Here is a 20,709-nt window from a genome sequence, read left to right on the forward strand (position 1 = left end):
GGACATTGTAGCATCGCCTCAATTCATAACCGAGTCCCCACCATGTCTGAGTCAAAAAGACTGTTTTTCGCCATTGCGATTCCGCCGAAAATCCAGAAGCAACTGGTGCAGTGGCGCGCGGATCATTTTCCCGCCGATGCGGGCGTGCCGGTGGCGGCAGCCAATATGCATCTGACGCTGGCTTTTCTGGGCGAAGTCAGCGCGGAAAAACAGCGCGCGCTGGCGGCCATGGCGGGGCGCATCCGTCAGCCAGGCTTTACGCTACATCTTGACGACGCTGGCCAATGGCTGCGCTCGCGCGTGGTCTGGCTTGGCACGCGCCAGCCGCCGCGCGGTCTGCTTCAGTTGGCCAACATGCTGCGCGCCCAGGCCGCACGCAGCGGCTGTTATCAAAGCCCACAGCCGTTCCACCCGCATCTCACGCTACTGCGCAACGCCGGACAGGCGGTGCCGATTCCCGCGCCCGGTTTTCACTGGGAAATCCCGGTCACCGAGTTTGCGCTGTACGAATCGCGCTTCACCGGCGGTCGTACGCGATATACCTCATTGCAGCGCTGGACGCTCAGCGAATAACGAAGGAAACCCGATGCAGTTTATCCCCGCGCTTCAGTCCGCGACGCTTATCAAGCGTTACAAACGTTTTCTCGCCGATGTCATTACGCCAGAAGGCGAAACCTTTACCCTGCACTGCCCTAACACCGGCGCAATGACCGGCTGCGCAACGCCAGGGGACACCGTGTGGTATTCCACATCAGAAAATACTAAGCGTAAATATCCCCACACATGGGAATTAACCCAGACGCAAAACGGGGATTTTATTTGTGTGAACACGTTACGCGCAAATACCCTGGCCAAAGACGCGATTCTGACAGGCTGTATTCCCGAACTTACTGGCTACAACACCCTGAAAAGCGAAGTGAAATATGGTGAGGAAAATAGTCGAATTGACCTCATGTTACAGGCAGATGATCGCCCCAACTGCTATATTGAAGTGAAGTCGGTCACACTCGCGGAAAATGAGTTCGGCTATTTTCCCGATGCCGTCACCGTGCGCGGACAGAAGCATTTGCGCGAGCTGATGGGCGTTGTGGCCAGCGGCGAACGTGCCGTTTTGCTGTTTGCAATATTGCACTCAGCCATTGAATATTTCTCTCCAGCACACCATATTGATGCTAAATACGCACAGTTGTTGCAAGAAGCGCAAAAACAGGGGGTGGAAATTTTGGCTTATAAAGCGGAACTTTCTGCCGATAAGATGACTCTGATATCGCCGTTACCCGTTGCGTTAACGCGGGGTGGAGTTGAATAGAAAGTGTTCGGGCTGCGGCGCAAATACGCTTTTCCTCACAGCATTGTCAAGTGTTACGTTTAGATAATTGCCATCCGGAAAAGCATCTGCTATTTATAGCGGCCTGATTTTTCCCCCGAACACGGGGATCGATAGTGCGTGTTAAGGAGAAGCAACATGCAAGAAGGGCAAAACCGTAAAACATCGTCCCTGAGTATTCTCGCCATCGCTGGGGTGGAGCCGTACCAAGAGAAGCCAGGCGAAGAGTATATGAACGAAGCCCAGCTGGCGCACTTCAGACGTATTCTTGAAGCATGGCGTAATCAACTTAGGGATGAAGTCGATCGCACCGTTACACATATGCAGGACGAAGCTGCAAACTTCCCGGATCCGGTAGACCGTGCCGCACAGGAAGAAGAGTTCAGCCTCGAATTGCGTAACCGCGATCGTGAACGCAAGTTGATCAAAAAGATCGAGAAGACGTTGAAGAAAGTCGAAGACGAAGATTTCGGCTACTGCGAGTCCTGCGGTGTTGAAATTGGTATTCGTCGTCTGGAAGCGCGTCCAACGGCTGACCTGTGTATTGACTGCAAAACGCTGGCAGAAATCCGCGAAAAGCAGATGGCAGGTTAAGAGAACGCTAACACTCTATCTTCAAGGCGGGAATCTCTCCCGCCTTGTTGTTTTTTATTGCACTAAACATGTCAACACAACCTTATATCGGGCGCTTTGCCCCTTCTCCTTCCGGTGAGCTACATTTCGGCTCGTTGATTGCCGCCCTTGGCAGCTATCTCCAGGCCCGCGCTCAGCAGGGTATCTGGCGCGTGCGCATTGAAGATATCGACCCCCCTCGTGAAGTTCCCGGTGCTGCAACCACCATTTTGCATCAGCTGGAACATTACGGCCTGCACTGGGACAGCGACGTGCTGTGGCAGTCGCAGCGCCACGATGCCTATCGTGAAGCGCTGGCTTGGCTGAAAAGCCAGGATCTGTGCTACTACTGCACCTGCACGCGCGCGCGCATTCAGAGCATTGGCGGTACCTATGACGGCCACTGTCGCGACCTCAGAAACGACCCGCAAAATGCCGCCCTGCGTCTGCGTCAGACACATCCTGTGACCGAATTCACTGACCTGCTGCGCGGCACAATCAAGGCCGACGAACGCCTGGCCCGCGAAGATTTCATTATTCATCGCCGTGATGGATTATTTGCTTATAATCTCGCCGTGGTGGTCGACGACCATTTTCAGGGGGTGACGGAAATCGTCCGCGGGGCCGATTTGATCGAGCCAACCGTCCGCCAGATCTCGCTGTACCAGCAGTTTGGCTGGCCAGCGCCCGACTATATTCACCTGCCGCTGGCATTGAATGAAGAAGGTGCTAAACTTTCCAAGCAAAATCATGCACCTGCTCTTCCTGTTGGGGATCCACGCCCGGTACTTATTGAGGCGCTGCGCTTTTTAGGCCAGCCGGTTCCGACGCAATGGCAGGATGTCAGTACGGCGGATTTATTGCACAATGCGGTTGCTCAGTGGTCGCTGACGACGGTGCCTGAGACGGCGAAGATCAATCCGCCATTCTCAAATGCGTTGTGCTGAGCTATGATTAGCCGCTATTTTTTTGTCCTAAAGTCAGATACTACCGAGGTGCACCATTTTTACCCGAGTCGCTAATTTTTGCCGCAAGGTGCTGAGCCGTGAGGAGAGCGAGGCTGAAAACGCCATCGCAAAACCTGCTATGACCGTCATTCCGCGCGAGCAGCACGCTATTTCCCGCAAAGATATCAGCGAAAACGCCCTCAAGGTTCTTTATCGTTTGAACAAAGCAGGCTACGAGGCGTACCTCGTTGGCGGCGGCGTTCGCGACCTGCTGCTTGGCAAAAAACCAAAAGATTTCGACGTGACCACCAGCGCCACCCCCGATCAGGTGCGTAAGCTGTTCCGCAACTGCCGCCTGGTTGGTCGTCGCTTCCGCCTGGCCCACGTTATGTTTGGCCCGGAAATTATTGAAGTCGCCACTTTCCGTGGTCACCACGAAGATGGTCAGTCCGATCGCACCACCTCCCAGCGTGGGCAAAACGGCATGCTGCTGCGCGACAACATCTTCGGCTCTATTGAAGAAGACGCCCAGCGTCGCGACTTCACCATCAACAGCCTTTATTACAGCGTGGCGGACTTCACCGTACGCGACTACGTTGGCGGCATGCAGGATCTCTCAGACGGCGTCATCCGCCTGATCGGCGATCCGGAAACCCGCTACCGTGAAGATCCGGTACGCATGCTGCGCGCCGTGCGCTTTGCCGCCAAACTGGATATGCGCATCAGCCCGGAAACCGCCGAGCCGATTCCGCGCCTGGCGACCTTAATGCACGACGTACCTCCGGCACGCCTGTTTGAAGAATCGCTGAAGCTGCTACAGGCGGGCTACGGCTTTGAAACCTACAAGCTGCTGCGCGAATACAACCTGTTCCAGCCGCTGTTCCCGACCATCACTCGCTACTTCACCGAAGACGGCGACAGCCCGATGGAACGCATCATCGCCCAGGTGCTGAAAAACACCGACAACCGCATTCGTAACGATATGCGCGTTAACCCGGCGTTCCTGTTCGCCGCGATGTTCTGGTATCCGCTGCTGGAAATGGCGCAGAAAATCGCTCAGGAGAGCGGACTGGCCTATTATGACGCTTTCGCGCTGGCGATGAACGACGTGCTGGATGAAGCCTGCCGTTCGCTGGCGATTCCAAAACGCATTACCACGCTGGTGCGCGATATCTGGCAGCTGCAGCTGCGCATGTCCCGCCGTCAGGGTAAGCGCGCGTGGAAGCTGATGGAGCATCCGAAATTCCGCGCCGCCTACGACCTGCTGGCGCTGCGCGCCGAAGCCGAAAACAACCACGAATTGCAACGCCTGACCCAATGGTGGAGCGAATTCCAGGTGGTCGCGCCGCCGGCGCAAAAAGAGATGCTCAACGATCTGGGTGACGAACCAGATACCCGCCGTCGCCATCGCCGCCCGCGTAAACGCGCACCGCGCCGTGAAGGTAGCGCGTGACCGTCGTTTATATCGCCATCGGCAGCAACCTCGCCTCTCCGCTGGAGCAGGTGAATGCTGCCATTGAGGCGCTCGGTGCCATCCCCGAAAGCCGCTTGCTGGCGGTATCGTCGTTTTACCGCACGCCGCCGTTAGGCCCACAGGACCAACCTGATTATCTGAACGCCGCCGTGGCCCTCGACACTGACTTGTCGCCTGAGGCGTTGCTGGATCATACCCAACGTATCGAGCTACAGCAGGGCCGTGTGCGTAAAGCCGAACGCTGGGGTCCGAGGACGCTGGATCTGGATATTATGCTGTTTGGCGATGCGGTGATCGATACGGAACGTCTGACGGTTCCGCACTACGATATGCACAACCGCAGCTTTATGCTGTGGCCGCTGTTTGAAATTGCGCCTGAGCTACGTTTCCCGGGAGACACCCCGCTTGGCGACTATCTGGCGGCTCGCTATCCTGAAAGCCCAGCCCTCTGGCACACCGCCCACTAGACAACGCCCCGCAATGAGTGGGGAGTATCATGACAACAGCCTCTGACTCCGACAATATTCCCCTTTATCGCAATGATGTTACTTTATTTTCATAATACGATCGCTAGTGGAGATATTAATTAATATCAGAGGTTCAAATTTATTACATTGTATAAAATATTTAACAAAGAATTGGTTATTTTTTTTAAATAACTTTTTTAAATTTTCTAATCAGAAATAATTCATTACATATGGTGATATGAACGGGAAAACAATCGTATTTATCATCCAGCCATTCCCTCCTCTCCCCCTACAAATTATCAATATTGATCACCGTAACATCACCATCAGGCATGTTAAATTTGTAAAAGCATTCGTAACCCCTTAATTTAAACACCAATCAATAAGTAGTAAAAATACAAACAAAAAGCAAATTGGTCAATAAAAATACAATCTAAAAATAAAATTCACAAAACTAATCTTTTATAGATTAGAAATAATTTCTAGTAATTTTACAAATTTGGTTATTTTCCGGTTAAATACGCAAGGAATAATTTATCCACCAGTTATTCCTGTAACCTAAATTAATATATATAAGGACATTATAGAATGAACAAGACGCTACTCGCTGCCGCATTGTCAATGGCAACGATCTCCTCCTCAGCCTTTGCCCTGGACGGCGGTCAGATTGATTTCGCCGGTCTGGTCAGCGACAACACCTGCGTGATGAGCGTAAACAATGGCGCTCAGGATGCCCAGATCCAGCTGGAAACCGCTTCCGTTGCTGAAGTGAATAGTGCAGGTATGGTAAAAGCCAACACCGTTGGCGCGAAAGCGAAAGCCTTCACCATCAGCGTTGACTGCAGCAAAGCCGGCTTCGACACTCAGACAACGGCTAACCTGACCATGACCTCCCAGTTCCGCAGCAACGGCCAGGGTACGCTGAACAATGACTCCAGCATTACTGATGCCGCGAAGGGCGTGAATGTGGCTATCCACGAAGTAAACCCGACGACGGGCACCTACACCATGGTAACCGTTGACGGTAAAGATACCCACACCCAAACCTTTGATACCAGCAAAAAAGCACAGTGGAGCTTCGTCGCTTCGTATGTCGCCCAGACCGATCCAGCCGCGACTCCGGTTGTCGTGCCGGTCACCGCTGGCTTTGTTAAAACCAACGCGGCATATACTATTGCCTATAATTAATTTTTATTAATTATCCACTAAGGAAATGGGTTAACCATTTCCTTTTTTACCAGACACAATTAGCGCCCGTGAAATCAGGTTATTCACCATAGCAATATTAATTAAGCGAGATGGATAACCAGGAAGAAAACATACACCTTGCTTATTTTACTCAGCGAAATTGAATATCGTATGCTTACCCGGTGAAAAATTTATTTTCACTCACCGTTGATTTATTTAAAAGGACGTTTAATTGTGAACAAAAAATTACTTGTCATCTCCCTGGCATTTTCTGCGGCAACGCTTTCCTCTTCTGCTTTTGCATTAGATGGCGGCCAGATTGACTTCGCCGGTCTGGTTAGCGACAACACCTGCGTAATGAGCGTAAACAACGGCGCTCAGGATGCCCAGATCCAGCTGGAAACCGCTTCCGTTGCTGAAGTGAATAGTGCAGGTTTGGTAAAAGCCAACAGCGTTGGCGCGAAAGCGAAAGCCTTCACCATCAGCGTTGACTGCAGCAAAGCCGGCTTTGAAACCCAGACAAAAGCTAACCTGACCATGACCTCCCAGTTCCGCAGCAACGGCCAGGGTACGCTGAATAACGACGAAAGTATCACTGATGCCGCGAAGGGCGTGAATGTGGCTATCCACGAAGTAAACCCGACGACGGGCACCTACACCATGGTGACCGTTGACGGTAAAGATACCCACACCCAAACCTTTGATACCAGCAAAAAAGCACAGTGGAGCTTCGTCGCTTCGTACGTCGCCCAGACCGATCCAACCGCAACACCGGTTGTCGTGCCGGTCACCGCGGGCTTTGTTAAAACCAACGCGGCCTACACCATTGCCTACAACTAATTCCGTGTTGTTAGTCGTGATATAAGCCTGAAAAAGGAAATGGCTACGGCTATTTCCTTTCATGAATATTAAGGAGAGCATATGACCAGGATGCGTCATCTTACCCACTGTTTACTCTGCGTATTGAGCATGGCCTATTGCACACAGGCCAGCGCCGATATTGTCCTGTCCGGCACCCGAATTATTTATAAAGAATCGCAGAAAGACGCCTCTATTCGTATGGAGAATAAAGGAGAGAGACCGCTGCTGGTACAAAGCTGGCTGGATAATGGTAAAGATAACGAAGATCCCAGCACTATCAAGGTTCCCTTTACCGTGACGCCTCCCGTTTCGCGCATTGACGCCAAACGCGGCCAGACGGTGAAATTTACCTATACCGGCAGTATTGCGCTGCCCAAAGACCGGGAAAGCGTATTTTGGTTTAACGCGCTGGAAATCCCCCCCAAACCCAGCGAAGCCGATGCCAAAGGTAAGAACCTGCTGCAGTTAGCGTTCCGCACGCGCATTAAGCTGTTCTACCGCCCGGAAGGTCTGGCGGAAACATCATCAAAAGCGCCAGAGAAGCTAACCTGGCAGGCCAAAAAAGCCGCGACGGGAGCTGTCGTTCATGTCACTAACCCTACACCCTATTTTGTCTCTTTCAGTTCCATCGCGCTGGAAAGCGCGGGCAAAAAATATGAAGTCGCGGCCACGATGGTTGCGCCGAAAAGCAGCGCCGATTTCCCCATCAAAGGGCTGAACACGCCGCCGTCGCCAGCCAGGCTTGAATACCACGCAATCAGCGATTTTGGCGGTGATATCAGCGGCAACGCCTCTCTGTAATTCATTTGCGGTTTTTTTCTTTACTGTGGGAAAGCTATGTCACGCGTATCAAAAAAATGCCAGATAACCCGGCTTGCCTGGGCTATCGCCTGCTGCATATTGACCTCCAGCCATTACGCCCGGTCCGAAGAAAACCTGGAGTTCGATCGGACATTCCTGATGGGCGCTTCCGCAAACGGTATCGACCTGGATCGTTATGCTAACGGTAACGCGACGCTTCCCGGCACCTATGATGTGGGTGTCAGTGTAAACAATCAAACCGCGGGCAATATGCAACTAACGTTTATTGATATGGGGGATAAACGCAGCGCCAGAGCCTGTATTACACCGTCCATGCTGATGCGCCTGCATATTCGCCAGCCGGAATACAAAGGCAACGAAGGCATTCTGCAAAAGCGCGACAGTGATATAGAAAACTGCCTCGACCTGGCCAAACTGATACCGCAGTCGTCAATCGAGTATAACGTCAACGATCAGCTACTGAATATTTCAGTTCCCCAGGCGTGGGAGGAGAAGAGCTACAGCAACTATATCGACCCTTCTTTCTGGGAAGATGGCGTTAACGCAGCGATGTTCTCGTATAACGCTAACGCCTGGCACAATGAATATGCCGATGACTCCGACGATAGCTTTTACTCCGGCCTGAACGCGGGGATCAACCTCGGGGGCTGGCATCTGCGCTCACAGGGCAACTACTCCTGGCGTAACGATGAAGGCGGTTCTTTCGATCTGCAGCACAGCTATGTGCAACATGATATTCCGGCGCTGCGTTCGCAATTTGCCGTGGGCGAACAAGGGACTTCCGGCAATACCTTCGACTCAGTGAGCGTGCGCGGCGTTCGCTTATACAGCGAAACGTTAATGCTGCCGCCAGTCCTGGCCAGCTACTCCCCCAGCGTGCATGGCGTTGCCAGAAGCAACGCGAAAGTCACTATCACGCAAAACAACTATAAAATTTACGAAACCACTGTCCCGCCGGGGCCGTTTGAACTGACCGATTTTACTCCCGGCGGCTACGGCGCCGATCTGGTGGTCACCATTGAAGAAGCCGACGGCTCTAAACGAACCTTTACCCAGCCCTATTCCTCGCTGGTGCAAATGATGCACCCAGGCGTCGGCAGTTGGGATATGAGCCTCGGTGAAATTCAGCAAGACGATCTGGTCGAAGCGCCGATGCTGGCGCAGGGAACCTTTTATTACGGCTTCAATAACACCTTTACCGGCTATACCGGTTTTCAGATCACCGATAACGACTACTATGCCGGTCTGCTTGGCGTGGGTATGAACACCGTCCTGGGGGCTTTCTCCCTCGATGTGACGCATTCGCAAACCACCATACCCAATATAAAAACCTATACCGGCCAGAGTTACCGTATCTCGTGGAATAAATTCTTCGCGCCAACCAACACCTCGCTGAACATCGCGGCTTATCGCTATACCACCAAAAACTACCTCAGCCTGACCGATGCGATGGAGTTAATCGATAGCGCGAAGCATATGACGCACGATGAATACCAGAACATGAATAGCTATAGCCGACTGAAAGATCAGGTCAATTTGAGTATGAACCAGTCATTACGCGACGGTAAAAATGACTATGGTTCCTTTTACCTGACCGGGACATGGAGCCGCTACTGGGTCACCAATGATAGCCAGAGCAGCTTTTCATTCGGCTACAGCAACAGCTTTAAGTGGGCAAGCTACAGCATTGGCATTCAACGTTCTTACGATGAGGAAGGCGAGGAAGACGACGCTATCTACCTGACGCTGAACGTCCCTCTCGACAAACTGTTTGGTAAAGAGTCGGGCAGCGGCGGTTTCAACTCGCTGAGCAGCTCGGTGAACAGCGACCTGAAAGGCAACGATCAGTACAACACGACGGTGAACGGCAACAGCAAAGATAATCGCTGGAACTACAGCGTGAACGCGGGCTACAACCGGGTGAATGGCGATCAGAACCTCTCCACCGTCGGCACCTATGCTTCGTATGAGTCGCCATGGGGCACCTATTCCGGTTCCGCCTCGGCCAGCAACGACCAGTCCCGTCAGTACTCGCTGAGTACCGATGGCGGCTTCGTCTTGCACCGCGGCGGGCTAACCTTCTCCGGCGACGGCTTCAACGAAAACGATACGCTGCTGGTGGTGAACGCGCCAGGAGCACAAGGGGCACGAATTGGCTATGGCAGCAACACCGTCGACCGCTTTGGCTATGGCATCTTCAGCTCATTGACGCCTTACCGGGAAAACACCGTCTCGCTGGACATCAGCGAGCTGGATAACGATGTCGAAATGAAGAGCACCAGTACCACCGTTGTTCCCCGCCAGGGCGCGGTGATTTTCAGCACCTTTGAAACTGACCAGCGTCGTTCGGCAATCTTTAACCTCACGCGCAGCGACGGCCAGCCGCTGCCTTTCGCCGCCAGCGTCTTTGATACCAAGGGTATATCGCTGGGCGCCGTTGGTCAGGGCGGTCAGGCGTTTGTACGCGGCGTGGAGGATGAAGGGGATATCGTGGTGCGCTGGACGGTGAAAAATCAGCCGCAGAGCTGTAAGGCACATTATCAACTACCGCAAACTGACGCAGACAAAGGGCAGATGCCCATCGTCAACGCCGCCGTTTGTCAAATAGAATAATCTCAGGAGGAGATAATGAGAGCGCCTTCTTACATCCCGGTTTCATTGGTCACGCTGCTCCTTCTGGCCGGCGAACTGCACGCGCAAAACCTGTCGGTCAACTTTGACGCCACGGTGGAAGAAACCACCTGCGCCATGACGATAACAGCGCTGGGAAGCGCGACGGCAAGCGGCAGCGTAGCCGACGGCTACACGCTGAATGTTCCTCAAATGTCCGTGCTGGATATCATCAACCAGACTGCGAATACGGAAGGCAGCTTCAAACTTATGCCCGCCGAATGTAATAACGAAATCGTCAGCATCGTGATGACCATTAGCGGCAACGTTAACTCCGGAAACATCTACTTTATCGATAACGATACCAGCATCAGCGGCTACGCCGAAAACGTCTCGATGGCAATTAAACCAAAAGGCGGCACCGACGGCCAACGCATCAAGCTCAATGGCGCTCAGAGCGTCACATGGACCAGCGCTCAGATAACTAACGGTATGGATCTCTCTGTTTCATTCCGTCGCCTGACCACGGCCCCTCCTGTTGCGGGGGTATTTCAGGCTAACGCCACCTTCTCCTTTACCTATCAATAACAAGGACGTTCACGATGCCGCGTATTTTCTCACTGTGTCTGGCGCTGCTGCTCACGTTGAGCGGTCAACTCCTTGCAGCAGGCACCACGCAGCTCACTGTAAAAACGACGATAACCCCCAGTACCTGCACGACGCAGCTATACGATAGCAATAACCGTCCGGCCACGGTGATTGATATTGGCGACGTGTACGTGCCGGAAATCGTCAAAAAAACCAACGTAAAGCGCTTTTCGCTCGTCTTTAGCGCCTGTGAAGGGCTGATAAAATCACAGGCGCTGGTGACGCTCAGCGGGCAGAGCGGCTGCGGCGGAACCGCGGGCAACGGCGCGGGCTTTAAAAACAGCCTGAGCGGCACCGACGCCGCCACCGGCGTGGCGGCGGAAGTCTGGACCACCGCCACGCCAGCGGGCGCGGGTAGCACCCAGCTCAACTGCAATACCAAACCCAAATCTACCGTTGATGTCAGCGGGGCGATAGATGATCAAACCGTTTCCTGGCCACTCAGCACCCGTATCGTCTTTGAGACAGGGAAAAGCATCGTCGACCTTCAGCCTGGCGCGTTTTCAACCCAAACCGTTTTTACCGTCGAGTATGAGTAACACCATGATGAAACGCTTACTTTCGTTGCTTGCTCCGGCGTTATGCGCCATACCGTTGCTCTGCGCGGCCGATACCAGCATGGAGATTAAGGCCAATATCATTAACCCAAGCTGCCAGATCAGTCTCGATAATAATGGCACGGTCGATCTCGGTACCGTAAGTCAGGACTATTTTGCCAACAATGAAACACCGGAAGATTTTCTGGCCGGCGGCAGAACGTTCTATATTGAGGTGAATAACTGCGCTTCCGTGGGCGGCAAAACGCCAACACAAATCACTTTCCAGTTTGCGCCGCTGTCAGGCAGTTTCTCCCCCTATTCCGGGCAAATATTTGCTAACGAAGACAAAACCGGGCCAGATAACGTGGGGGTGGTGATTTTTTCCACTCACGACGAGCAAAATATCTTTAACGTGCTGAACACTGACGGCACGCCGCGCAGCGTTTATAACGTCACCCAAGCTGATTACACCAACGCAAAATATACGTTTTACGCCCGGATGCAAAAGGTGGTGGCATCCCGCTCCGTTACCGGGGGAAAAATCAAATCCAGCGTACTGGTTTCTGTCTATTACGAATAATAAGAGGGTCATAAGGAAATGTATAATCCCCACCAGCTTAATAAACTGAAAGCGGTTGTCTTCATCTGTTTGAGCCTGCTGACTGCTGACGCCATATCGGCAGATGGTGCGAAAACATATATCGTTGGAAACAAGGCGCACGTTGGTTCCTATGACCGGGAAGGGCCGAATGGCGACGGTTCTCGTACGCTGAAATATTCCCTTTCAGGGAACCAGACGTTGGTGTTTTACAAGTCCGCCACGCTTCAGCCAAGCAATGTTGAATTAAAGCTGAATTCAGATACCGCCAACTCGGGTACCGGTATGCTTTATTGCACCACCAATAGTGGCGCCACGGGCGCGGACCTTGTGGTAGAAAATAACTTTGTTGATTCCGGATTAACCTACGGCGGCCATAAACTGCTCAAAACGAACATCACTGGCCTGTATTTTACATTCAGGATTCATAACCCTGGTTCGTGGGGAATCTCATTCGCGCCAGCAGAATTATATGTGGGCGATCAGCCGACGCAAACAATGACACGGTCCACAACCACAACCGGTTGCGCCAATGATTCAACAATAAATGGATATATGCCCATCGGAGGCATCACCGGCACCGCCTACATCGACTTCTATAACGATGCCAGCTTTGATCCACAAAGTAGTGAGTCGGTTTCATTGCTCAGCAATGGGTCATATTCTTACCGCTTTCATAACCCCAATCCTGGCCCTGATATTTTGTCTTACTACATTGATGTTATCGCTTCTACCGACAACGTAAAGATTTCACTGCCAACTTGCTCGGCCGCCGTACTCAGCGGCGATACCGTCAAAGGAACAACGGTTTCGATGGGTTCCTATAGCCCAAACGAGATAATCAACGGCGCCACCCCGGTGCCGTTTAGTATCGAACTCAGTGGCTGTAGCCGGGTGCGCAATATTGCCGTCAAACTGATCGCCGGAACCACCGGCAAAGATCCCACATTATTGGGAAATACCCTGATATCAGGAAAAGCCGATGGCGTGGGGCTGCAAATTAAAGGGCTGGCTAATAGCGTCAGTGATGAAATGGTGCTGATTCCGAACGACGATACCTCGGTTTATCAGGACTACGAAGATCAAACCGACACCTCAACCGGTATCGCGGGTTCCGGAGGAAGTATTGTCACCACCACCCAGAGCCTGAAATTTAACGCGACAATGAAGCGCGACAGCAATGAGAAAATACTGTCCGGCAAATTTTACGCCACCGGCATATTTTCTATCACCTACCCTTAACCTTTGAACGGCAAATCCTGGTGTCTCTCGCCGCCGGGATTTGCCCATAAAGGGCTAACACTCTCCCTCCTCTTCCCCTACAATGCGGCCAATCTATTTGTTTTTATGATGGCCGGAGAGGTTATGAGCAAACCCACTACTATCGCCCTGCTGCAGAAATGCAAACAGGAAAAAAAGCGCTTCGCGACGATTACCGCCTACGACTATAGCTTTGCCAAACTGTTCGCCGATGAGGGCATCAACGTGATGCTGGTCGGTGATTCGCTGGGCATGACCGTGCAGGGGCACGACTCCACCCTGCCGGTGACCGTTGAAGACATCGCCTACCACACCCGCGCGGTACGCCGCGGCGCGCCGAACTGCCTGCTGCTGTCCGATCTGCCGTTTATGGCTTACGCCACGCCGGAACTGGCGTTTGAGCACTCTGCTACGGTGATGCGCGCCGGTGCCAACATGGTCAAAATCGAAGGCGGCGCATGGCTGGTGGATACCGTGAAAATGCTCACCGACCGCGCCGTACCGGTCTGCGGCCATCTGGGGCTGACGCCGCAGTCGGTCAATATTTTTGGCGGCTACAAGGTACAGGGGCGCGGCGACGCAGGCCAGGTGCTGCTGGACGACGCGCTGGCGCTGGAAGCGGCAGGGGCACAGCTGCTGGTGCTGGAGTGCGTGCCGGTTGAGCTGGCGAAACGCGTCACTGAAGCGCTGTCGATTCCGGTGATTGGTATTGGCGCGGGTAACGTCACCGATGGACAAATCCTGGTGATGCACGACGCGTTCGGCATCACCGGCGGCCATATTCCGAAATTCGCCAAAAATTTCCTTAGCACGGCGGGCGACATGCGCGCCGCAGTGCGGCAGTATATTGCTGAAGTGGAGTCCGGCGTTTATCCGGGCGAAGAACACAGTTTCCATTAAGGAGTCAAGGTGTGTTGATTATTGAAACCCTGCCGCTGCTGCGCCAGCATATCCGTCGTCTACGTCAGGAAGGCAAGCGTGTCGCACTGGTTCCCACCATGGGCAACCTGCACGATGGCCATATGACGCTGGTTGAAGAAGCGAAAACGCGCGCGGATGTGGTGGTTGTCAGCATCTTCGTCAACCCGATGCAGTTTGACCGCCCGGAAGATCTGGCGCGCTATCCGCGCACGTTACAGGAAGACTGCGAGAAGCTAAACAAGCGTAAGGTTGATTTTGTTTTCGCCCCGTCGGAGAAAGAAATCTATCCGCAGGGACTGGAAGGCCAAACCTATGTTGACGTTCCCGGCCTTTCCACCATGCTGGAAGGCGCCAGCCGTCCAGGCCACTTCCGCGGCGTCTCGACCATCGTCAGCAAGCTGTTTAACCTCATTCAGCCGGATATCGCCTGCTTTGGCGAGAAAGACTTCCAGCAACTGGCGCTGATTCGCAAAATGGTTGCTGACCTGGGCTACGATATCGAGATCGTCGGCGTGCCGATTATCCGTGCTAAAGATGGCCTGGCGTTAAGCTCGCGCAACGGCTACCTGACGGCAGAGCAGCGTAAAATCGCCCCGGGTCTGTACAAAGTCATGAGTCGTGTAGCCGAGAAGCTCAAAGCGGGCGAACGTGAGCTGCCAGAGATCATTGCTATCGCCGAGCAGGAACTGAACGAGAAAGGCTTCCGCGCCGATGATATTCAGATTCGCGACGCCGATACCCTGCTCGATCTCACCGAGAACAGCAAACGCGCGGTGATCCTGATGGCGGCGTGGCTGGGCCAGGCGCGTCTGATTGATAATCAGAGCGTAGAGCTGTAACGTCGGCGTGATAATCGCCAGGTAGGCCGGATAAGGCGTTACGTCGCCATCCGGCCTACGCAAAATCGTAAGCAGGCTTAATCGCATATGGACACCCGTCAGAAATCGGGCAATACTGCCTGCGAAATTTCTCAAGGCAGTCAGAAGACTGCTTTGTATCCGTTAAGAATTAAAGGTAGACGCTATGATTCGCACTATGCTGCAGGGCAAACTTCACCGCGTTAAAGTGACGCATGCAGACCTGCACTACGAAGGTTCCTGCGCCATTGACCAGGACTTCCTCGACGCAGCCGGTATCCTGGAAAACGAAGCCATTGATATCTGGAACGTGAACAACGGCAAGCGCTTCTCCACCTATGCCATTGCGGCGGAACGCGGCTCTAAAATTATCTCCGTCAACGGTGCGGCTGCGCACAACGCTGACGTCGGCGACATCGTCATCATCGCCAGCTTCGTGACCATGAGCGACGAAGAAGCGCGTACCTGGCGGCCGAACGTGGCCTATTTCGAAGGCGACAACGAAATGAAGCGCACCGCAAAAGCGATTCCGGTTCAGGTTGCCTGATCCTCTCTGGCGCGCCGCTCATGCGGGGCGCCAGCTTAGCCCTGCGGCTGGTTGCTGATTAGCCGCGACATAGTCTCCAGCGAATCCGTCCGCAGAATATACAGCCTTTTGAGCAACATCGGGTTATCACCCGGCTTCACCTTCCCTTTCACCGTCGTCACCGCCAGCTGAAAACCGGCATCTTTCGCCGCCTTCACCGCCGTCGCGTTATACCCGCCAAACGGGTATGAAAGGAACAATACGTGCGGGTTAAACTGTGCCAGAGCCCGACGTGAACGTTCAAAATCAAACAGAATATTGTGGTAGCTGCGGCTGAGCAGTATGGGCCGTCGATAACCGTCGACGCGATGCAGAAAATGCGTGTGCGACTGGAAATCAAAGACGTCCTTAATCCCCTCCAGCTCGGAAACACTCATAAACTGCAGCGACTTCGGCGCCCACTTCTGTGGGTGGCGCTTAATGCGTGATGAGATGATAAACGCGGTGGCCTTAAAGCCGTACTGCTTGAGTATCGGGTAGGCGTAGCGGCTCACCGACTTCAGACCATCGTCAAAGGTAATAACCACCGCGCGCCCCGGCAGATTTGCGCGGTTATGCACATAGTCATCCAGCTGATACATCGTCAGCGTGGTATAGCCCATATCGCGCAGCCAGGTCATCTGGTTACTAAAGGCGCGTACCGAGGTGGTGGTCGAGGTGTGACGAAAGCGGGTGTTCTCTTCATCGCGCAGAATATGGTGATAGGTGATGACCGGAATACCGTTATCAACCTGCGCATCAAGCGCGCTGATATAGGCCAGACGTTCACCGATACGGATCTGGTACCAGGTCTGATTCAGCCGATCTTTGAGCTTATTGACCACCGGATAGCGCAGGTTCTCTGCCAGGGTACCGAACGGCGCGCTCCCCACATCCGGCGCGTTATATACCGGTGTATCTTTCCAGGTGATCACATTCTGATTACTGAGCGGCTTGTTCAGATCTCCTAGCCCATCCTCCACGCGCTGCCGCCCCTGCACGGGTTCAAGGTGACCTTTGTCGATAAATCCTTTCCCGAAGCCAAAGCTAAAGGTGTAGTAATCTTCAGCGCCCGGCTCAATGGCAATAATCTGCCCGGCGCGCAGGTTACCGACCGTCTGGGTTTTATTGCCAATGCGTGCCCAGACCGTCGCGTCCTCAGTGGTTTGCATATAACGGGCAGGCAAAGCGGCGCTCACGCCACCAGCGAGGAAGAGCAGAAGAAAAACAACCGAGCGTATAGCCATGAGCAATAACCGAAGCGGGAACCGACTTCGCTATTGTAACAAAAGCGCGATCAATACCAATGTTTAAGGCTTATACAAATCATGGAGCAGTATAAATGGCGGATTTTTTTGCTGTTGGTGCCACAAGCTCGTCACACCGGGCGTTCCCAGCTCAACAATACGGTTGCGGAAGTCGCTACTGCTGAGCGTATCCCTCAGAGAAACCATTCTCTCAATCAATGAATACTGAATCCCCGCGATCACCTCACAGCCGCTGTGCTTATGGCTCATTAGCGAAGCAACGCGATAAGGCGCGGACCCGGCATTGTCGGTCAGAAAAATGACGCCGTCGCCGGAGTCGGTTTGATGCAGCGCGTCACACATCATCCGGCTCAGCATATTGGCGCTTAATCCACGCCAGTAATTTACCGCCCGACATTGCGGTAACGGCCCGAACTTTTTTTCCAGACGATCCAGCAGTTCCTGTGCGCGATCGTCATGGCAGGAAATCACCCAACCTAACATAGCTTGCCTCCTTAGCAGGCAAGTAGTTTAGCGGAGTGATTGATAAAGAGGGGTGATGACTGTCAAAGAATACTTCCCGGCAGACGCTGTCTGCCGGGAAATTACGCACAATCAGCTGCGCAGACCGCGCCCGCGCTGAATGAGATACCAGCACAGCATGTAGAAGGCGATGATAAACACCACCAGCACGCCAAAGGTGGTGGCCAGCGGCACATCGTTAATGCCGAGGAAACCGTAGCGGAAGCCGCTGATCATATAGACGATCGGGTTCAGGTGCGACAGCCCCTGCCAGAACGGCGGCAGCAGCGTCAGCGAATAGAACACGCCGCCGAGATAGGTCAGCGGCGTCAGCACGAAGGTCGGGATCAGGCTGATATCATCAAAAGTTTTCGCAAACACCGCGTTCAGCAAACCAGCCAGAGAGAACAGAATCGCCGTCAGGATCAATGTCAGAGCCACAAAGACCCAGGAGTGCACCTGGAACGGCACGAAGAACAGCGAAACCGCCGTCACCAGGATGCCCACACACAGACCACGAGCGACCCCACCGCCGACAAAACCGGCGATGATCACATGCGTCGGCACCGGAGCAACCAGCAGCTCTTCGATATTGCGCTGGAACTTAGCGCTGAAGAACGACGACGCCACGTTGGCATAAGCGTTGGTAATAACCGCCATCATAATCAAGCCCGGCACGATAAACTGCATGTAGGTAAAGCCGTGCATTTCACCGATACGTGAACCGATCAGGTTGCCGAAGATAATAAAGTACAGCGTCATGGTGATAACCGGCGGCACCAGCGTCTGCACCCAGATACGCATAAAGCGATGGATCTCTTTCGCCCAGATGCTTTTCAGCGCGACCCAATAAAGCTGCATCATGCGCGATCTCCTTGTTTTTCATGAACCAGCGAAACAAACAGCTCTTCCAGACGGTTCGCTTTGTTACGCATACTCAGCACCTGAATGCCCTGGGCGCTCAGCTGGCTGAAGACGCTGTTAATCCCCTGCTCGCGCAGTACTTCCACTTCCAGCGTTGAGGTATCGACCAGGTTGTACTGATAACCTTCAAGCTTCGGCAGCGGGCTTTTCGGCGCCAGATCGAGAATAAAGGTTTCCGATTTCAGCTTGGAAAGCAGCGCCTTCATCGAGGTGTTTTCCACCAGCTCGCCGCGCTGAATAATGCCGATATTGCGGCACAGCATTTCGGCTTCTTCCAGATAGTGAGTGGTGAGAATAATAGTGGTGCCTTTATCGTTGAGATCCTTGAGGAATCCCCACATTGAACGACGCAGTTCGATATCCACGCCCGCGGTCGGCTCATCGAGGATCAGCAGTTTCGGCTCATGCATCAGCGCACGCGCGATCATCAGACGGCGCTTCATCCCGCCGGAGAGCATTCGCGCGCGTTCGTTGCGTTTTTCCCACAGGTCGAGCTGCTTCAGGTATTTTTCGCTGCGAATAACCGCTTCTTTACGCTCAACGCCGTAATAACCAGCCTGATTCACCACAATTTGCTGCACGGTTTCAAACGGGTTGAAGTTGAACTCCTGCGGCACCAGCCCGAGCTGACGCTTGGCGTTGACCACGTCTTTTTGCAGGTCGTAGCCAAAGACGCTGACGCGCCCGGAGGTTTTATTCACCAGCGAGCTGATGATGCCGATAGTGGTGGATTTACCCGCGCCGTTCGGCCCCAACAGCGCGTAAAAATCTCCGGCTTCCACTTTCAGATCGATCCCACGCAGCGCTTGCACACCGCCCGGATAGGTCTTCGTCAGTTGCTCTAATTCCAGTGCAATGGTCATAGATTTTCGCTTACCTTACATTCCGATACTTGATATTGGGTTTTAATAAATCAGGACTTGCCCTATATTAACCCAACGAAAATTACTGGGTTACCGCTTCCATGAACGACATAGATACACTCATCAGCAACAATGCACTATGGTCAAAGATGCTGATAGAAGAGGATCCCGGTTTTTTTGAGAAACTGTCGCAAGCGCAAAAACCGCGCTTTCTATGGATCGGCTGTTCCGACAGCCGCGTTCCCGCCGAACGTCTCACCGGTCTTGAGCCTGGTGAGCTGTTTGTTCACCGTAACGTGGCAAACCTGGTTATCCACACTGACCTCAACTGCCTTTCCGTGGTGCAGTATGCCGTTGATGTACTGGAAGTTGAACACATAATTATCTGCGGCCACTACGGTTGCGGCGGCGTACAGGCGGCGGTAGAGAACCCGGAGCTGGGCTTAATCGACAACTGGCTGCTGCATATCCGCGATATCTGGTTCAAACATAGTTCATTGCTGGGCGAGATGCCGCAGGAACGTCGTCTGGATACGTTATGTGAGCTGAACGTGATGGAACAGGTGTATAACCTGGGGCACTCCACCATCATGCAGTCTGCGTGGAAGCGCGGCCAGAAGGTGATGATTCACGGTTGGGCCTACGGTATTCATGACGGCCTGCTGCGCGATCTCGATGTGACCGCCACCAGCCGCGAAACCCTGGAGCAGCGTTACCGCCACGGGATTTCCAACCTCAAGTTAAAGCATATCAATCATAAGTAGTGCAGGGATTGCCGGGTGGCGGCTAACGCCTTACCCGGCCTACAAGCCTGCGCCGTAGGCCTGATAAGCGAAGCGCCATCAGGCACCCACGCATTACTCGTCTAACAGCACCACTTTGCCGACATACGGCAGATGGCGGTAACGCTGCGCGTAGTCGATACCGTAACCGACCACGAATTCGTCCGGGATGGAGAAGCCGACAAACTCAACCGGCACGTCCACTTCGCGGCGAGAAGGTTTATCCAGCAGCGTACAGATCGCCAGCGACTTCGGCTCACGCAAGCCGAGAATCTCGCGCACTTTCGACAGGGTATTGCCCGAGTCGATAATGTCTTCAACGATGAGCACGTCTTTACCGCGAATGTCTTCATCCAGGTCTTTAAGGATTTTCACGTCGCGGGTGGTCGACATACCGCTGCCATAGCTGGATGCCGTCATAAAATCGACTTCGTGCGGTACCTGCACTTCACGGCACAGATCGGCCATGAACATGAATGAACCGCGCAGCAAACCCACCAACACCATTTCGCTGCCGCTATCTTTATAGCGCTCGTTAATCTGACGACCCAGTTCGGCGATACGCGCTTTGATCTCCGCTTCCGGGATCATCACTTCAACAGTATGTTTCATTTAACTAACCACATGATTTTAAATGTAAATCACTCAACCTGTTAACCCAGAGCCGCGAGGTTG

Annotated in this window: 23 protein-coding genes; 18 read left to right on the top strand and 5 right to left on the bottom strand. The window is 53.4% G+C overall.

Features of this window, described 5'->3' with window-relative positions:
• Positions 1–42: 42 nt before the first annotated feature.
• The 17 genes from thpR to panD all read left to right on the top strand — a co-directional run bounded on the left by thpR (position 43) and on the right by panD (position 15,678).
• Entirely contained in the window at positions 43–573 is a 531-nt protein-coding gene (gene thpR, locus K7B04_RS00680) for an RNA 2',3'-cyclic phosphodiesterase (RefSeq protein ID WP_064547537.1), read from the top strand.
• A 13-nt stretch (positions 574–586) separates the two neighbouring features.
• The gene (sfsA, locus tag K7B04_RS00685; protein WP_167576727.1) at positions 587–1,309 is read left to right on the top strand and encodes a DNA/RNA nuclease SfsA; all 723 of its coding nucleotides are present in this window, start codon (positions 587–589) and stop codon (positions 1,307–1,309) included.
• Positions 1,310–1,465: 156 nt separating this feature from the next.
• Positions 1,466–1,921 carry an RNA polymerase-binding protein DksA gene (gene dksA, locus K7B04_RS00690; RefSeq protein ID WP_001155227.1) on the top strand — a complete coding sequence of 152 codons (456 nt, stop codon included), beginning with the start codon at positions 1,466–1,468 and terminating at the stop codon, positions 1,919–1,921.
• Positions 1,922–1,989: 68 nt separating this feature from the next.
• Positions 1,990–2,886: a tRNA glutamyl-Q(34) synthetase GluQRS gene (gluQRS, locus tag K7B04_RS00695; RefSeq protein WP_223803290.1), complete on the top strand. Its 897-nt coding sequence runs from the start codon at positions 1,990–1,992 to the stop codon at positions 2,884–2,886.
• Positions 2,887–2,941: 55 nt separating this feature from the next.
• Positions 2,942–4,339 carry a polynucleotide adenylyltransferase PcnB gene (pcnB, locus tag K7B04_RS00700; RefSeq protein WP_223804103.1) on the top strand — a complete coding sequence of 466 codons (1,398 nt, stop codon included), beginning with the start codon at positions 2,942–2,944 and terminating at the stop codon, positions 4,337–4,339.
• On the top strand, positions 4,336–4,827 hold the full coding sequence (gene folK / locus K7B04_RS00705; RefSeq protein ID WP_163449255.1) for a 2-amino-4-hydroxy-6-hydroxymethyldihydropteridine diphosphokinase: 492 nt from the start codon (positions 4,336–4,338) through the stop codon (positions 4,825–4,827). The genes pcnB and folK overlap by 4 nt, the downstream gene beginning before the upstream one ends.
• Before the next feature lie 588 nt (positions 4,828–5,415).
• On the top strand, positions 5,416–6,015 hold the full coding sequence (locus tag K7B04_RS00710) for a fimbrial protein (RefSeq protein WP_223803291.1): 600 nt from the start codon (positions 5,416–5,418) through the stop codon (positions 6,013–6,015).
• 234 nt (positions 6,016–6,249) lie between these two features.
• The gene (locus tag K7B04_RS00715; RefSeq protein ID WP_163448019.1) at positions 6,250–6,855 is read left to right on the top strand and encodes a fimbrial protein; all 606 of its coding nucleotides are present in this window, start codon (positions 6,250–6,252) and stop codon (positions 6,853–6,855) included.
• A gap of 90 nt (positions 6,856–6,945) precedes the next feature.
• Positions 6,946–7,677, top strand: coding sequence for a fimbrial chaperone (locus K7B04_RS00720; RefSeq protein WP_223804104.1), 732 nt, complete (start codon positions 6,946–6,948; stop codon positions 7,675–7,677).
• A gap of 36 nt (positions 7,678–7,713) precedes the next feature.
• Positions 7,714–10,311 (top strand): outer membrane usher protein, encoded by a 2,598-nt coding sequence (locus K7B04_RS00725; RefSeq protein ID WP_163448021.1) that lies wholly within the window; start codon positions 7,714–7,716, stop codon positions 10,309–10,311.
• A 15-nt stretch (positions 10,312–10,326) separates the two neighbouring features.
• Positions 10,327–10,896, top strand: a complete 570-nt coding sequence (locus K7B04_RS00730) for a fimbrial protein (RefSeq protein ID WP_163448022.1) — start codon at positions 10,327–10,329, stop codon at positions 10,894–10,896.
• Positions 10,897–10,910: 14 nt separating this feature from the next.
• Entirely contained in the window at positions 10,911–11,495 is a 585-nt protein-coding gene (locus K7B04_RS00735) for a fimbrial protein (RefSeq protein WP_163448023.1), read from the top strand.
• Positions 11,496–11,499: 4 nt separating this feature from the next.
• Positions 11,500–12,075 carry a fimbrial-like protein gene (locus tag K7B04_RS00740; protein ID WP_167576742.1) on the top strand — a complete coding sequence of 192 codons (576 nt, stop codon included), beginning with the start codon at positions 11,500–11,502 and terminating at the stop codon, positions 12,073–12,075.
• Between the two features lie 18 nt (positions 12,076–12,093).
• Positions 12,094–13,335: a fimbrial protein gene (locus K7B04_RS00745; protein WP_223803292.1), complete on the top strand. Its 1,242-nt coding sequence runs from the start codon at positions 12,094–12,096 to the stop codon at positions 13,333–13,335.
• 123 nt (positions 13,336–13,458) lie between these two features.
• Positions 13,459–14,253, top strand: a complete 795-nt coding sequence (panB, locus tag K7B04_RS00750) for a 3-methyl-2-oxobutanoate hydroxymethyltransferase (RefSeq protein ID WP_167576746.1) — start codon at positions 13,459–13,461, stop codon at positions 14,251–14,253.
• Between the two features lie 11 nt (positions 14,254–14,264).
• Positions 14,265–15,113, top strand: coding sequence for a pantoate--beta-alanine ligase (panC, locus tag K7B04_RS00755; RefSeq protein WP_167576748.1), 849 nt, complete (start codon positions 14,265–14,267; stop codon positions 15,111–15,113).
• 184 nt (positions 15,114–15,297) lie between these two features.
• Positions 15,298–15,678, top strand: a complete 381-nt coding sequence (gene panD, locus K7B04_RS00760; RefSeq protein ID WP_035891933.1) for an aspartate 1-decarboxylase — start codon at positions 15,298–15,300, stop codon at positions 15,676–15,678.
• Positions 15,679–15,713: 35 nt separating this feature from the next.
• Here panD and K7B04_RS00765 read toward each other — a convergent pair whose 3' ends face one another.
• The 4 genes from K7B04_RS00765 to K7B04_RS00780 form a co-directional block, all read right to left on the bottom strand.
• On the bottom strand, positions 15,714–16,943 hold the full coding sequence (locus tag K7B04_RS00765) for a polysaccharide deacetylase family protein (protein ID WP_223803293.1): 1,230 nt from the start codon (positions 16,941–16,943) through the stop codon (positions 15,714–15,716).
• Between the two features lie 63 nt (positions 16,944–17,006).
• Positions 17,007–17,447, bottom strand: coding sequence for a PTS sugar transporter subunit IIA (locus K7B04_RS00770; RefSeq protein WP_163448029.1), 441 nt, complete (start codon positions 17,445–17,447; stop codon positions 17,007–17,009).
• Between the two features lie 111 nt (positions 17,448–17,558).
• Complete coding sequence (locus K7B04_RS00775; RefSeq protein ID WP_167576752.1) at positions 17,559–18,329, bottom strand: ABC transporter permease; 771 nt, start codon at positions 18,327–18,329, stop codon at positions 17,559–17,561.
• Positions 18,326–19,252, bottom strand: a complete 927-nt coding sequence (locus K7B04_RS00780; RefSeq protein ID WP_163448031.1) for an ABC transporter ATP-binding protein — start codon at positions 19,250–19,252, stop codon at positions 18,326–18,328. The genes K7B04_RS00775 and K7B04_RS00780 overlap by 4 nt, the downstream gene beginning before the upstream one ends.
• 101 nt (positions 19,253–19,353) lie before the next feature.
• On the opposite strand from K7B04_RS00780, the gene can reads away from it, so the two are divergent.
• Complete coding sequence (gene can, locus K7B04_RS00785; RefSeq protein ID WP_065356543.1) at positions 19,354–20,016, top strand: carbonate dehydratase; 663 nt, start codon at positions 19,354–19,356, stop codon at positions 20,014–20,016.
• 93 nt (positions 20,017–20,109) lie between these two features.
• On the opposite strand, the gene hpt is transcribed toward can, so the two are convergent.
• A complete protein-coding gene (gene hpt / locus K7B04_RS00790) occupies positions 20,110–20,646 on the bottom strand; it encodes a hypoxanthine phosphoribosyltransferase (protein ID WP_064547513.1) in 537 nt (178 codons plus the stop codon).
• Positions 20,647–20,709 lie beyond the last annotated feature (63 nt).

This window comes from Kluyvera sp. CRP, from assembly GCF_019930565.1.
GTDB lineage: Bacteria > Pseudomonadota > Gammaproteobacteria > Enterobacterales > Enterobacteriaceae > Kluyvera > Kluyvera georgiana_A.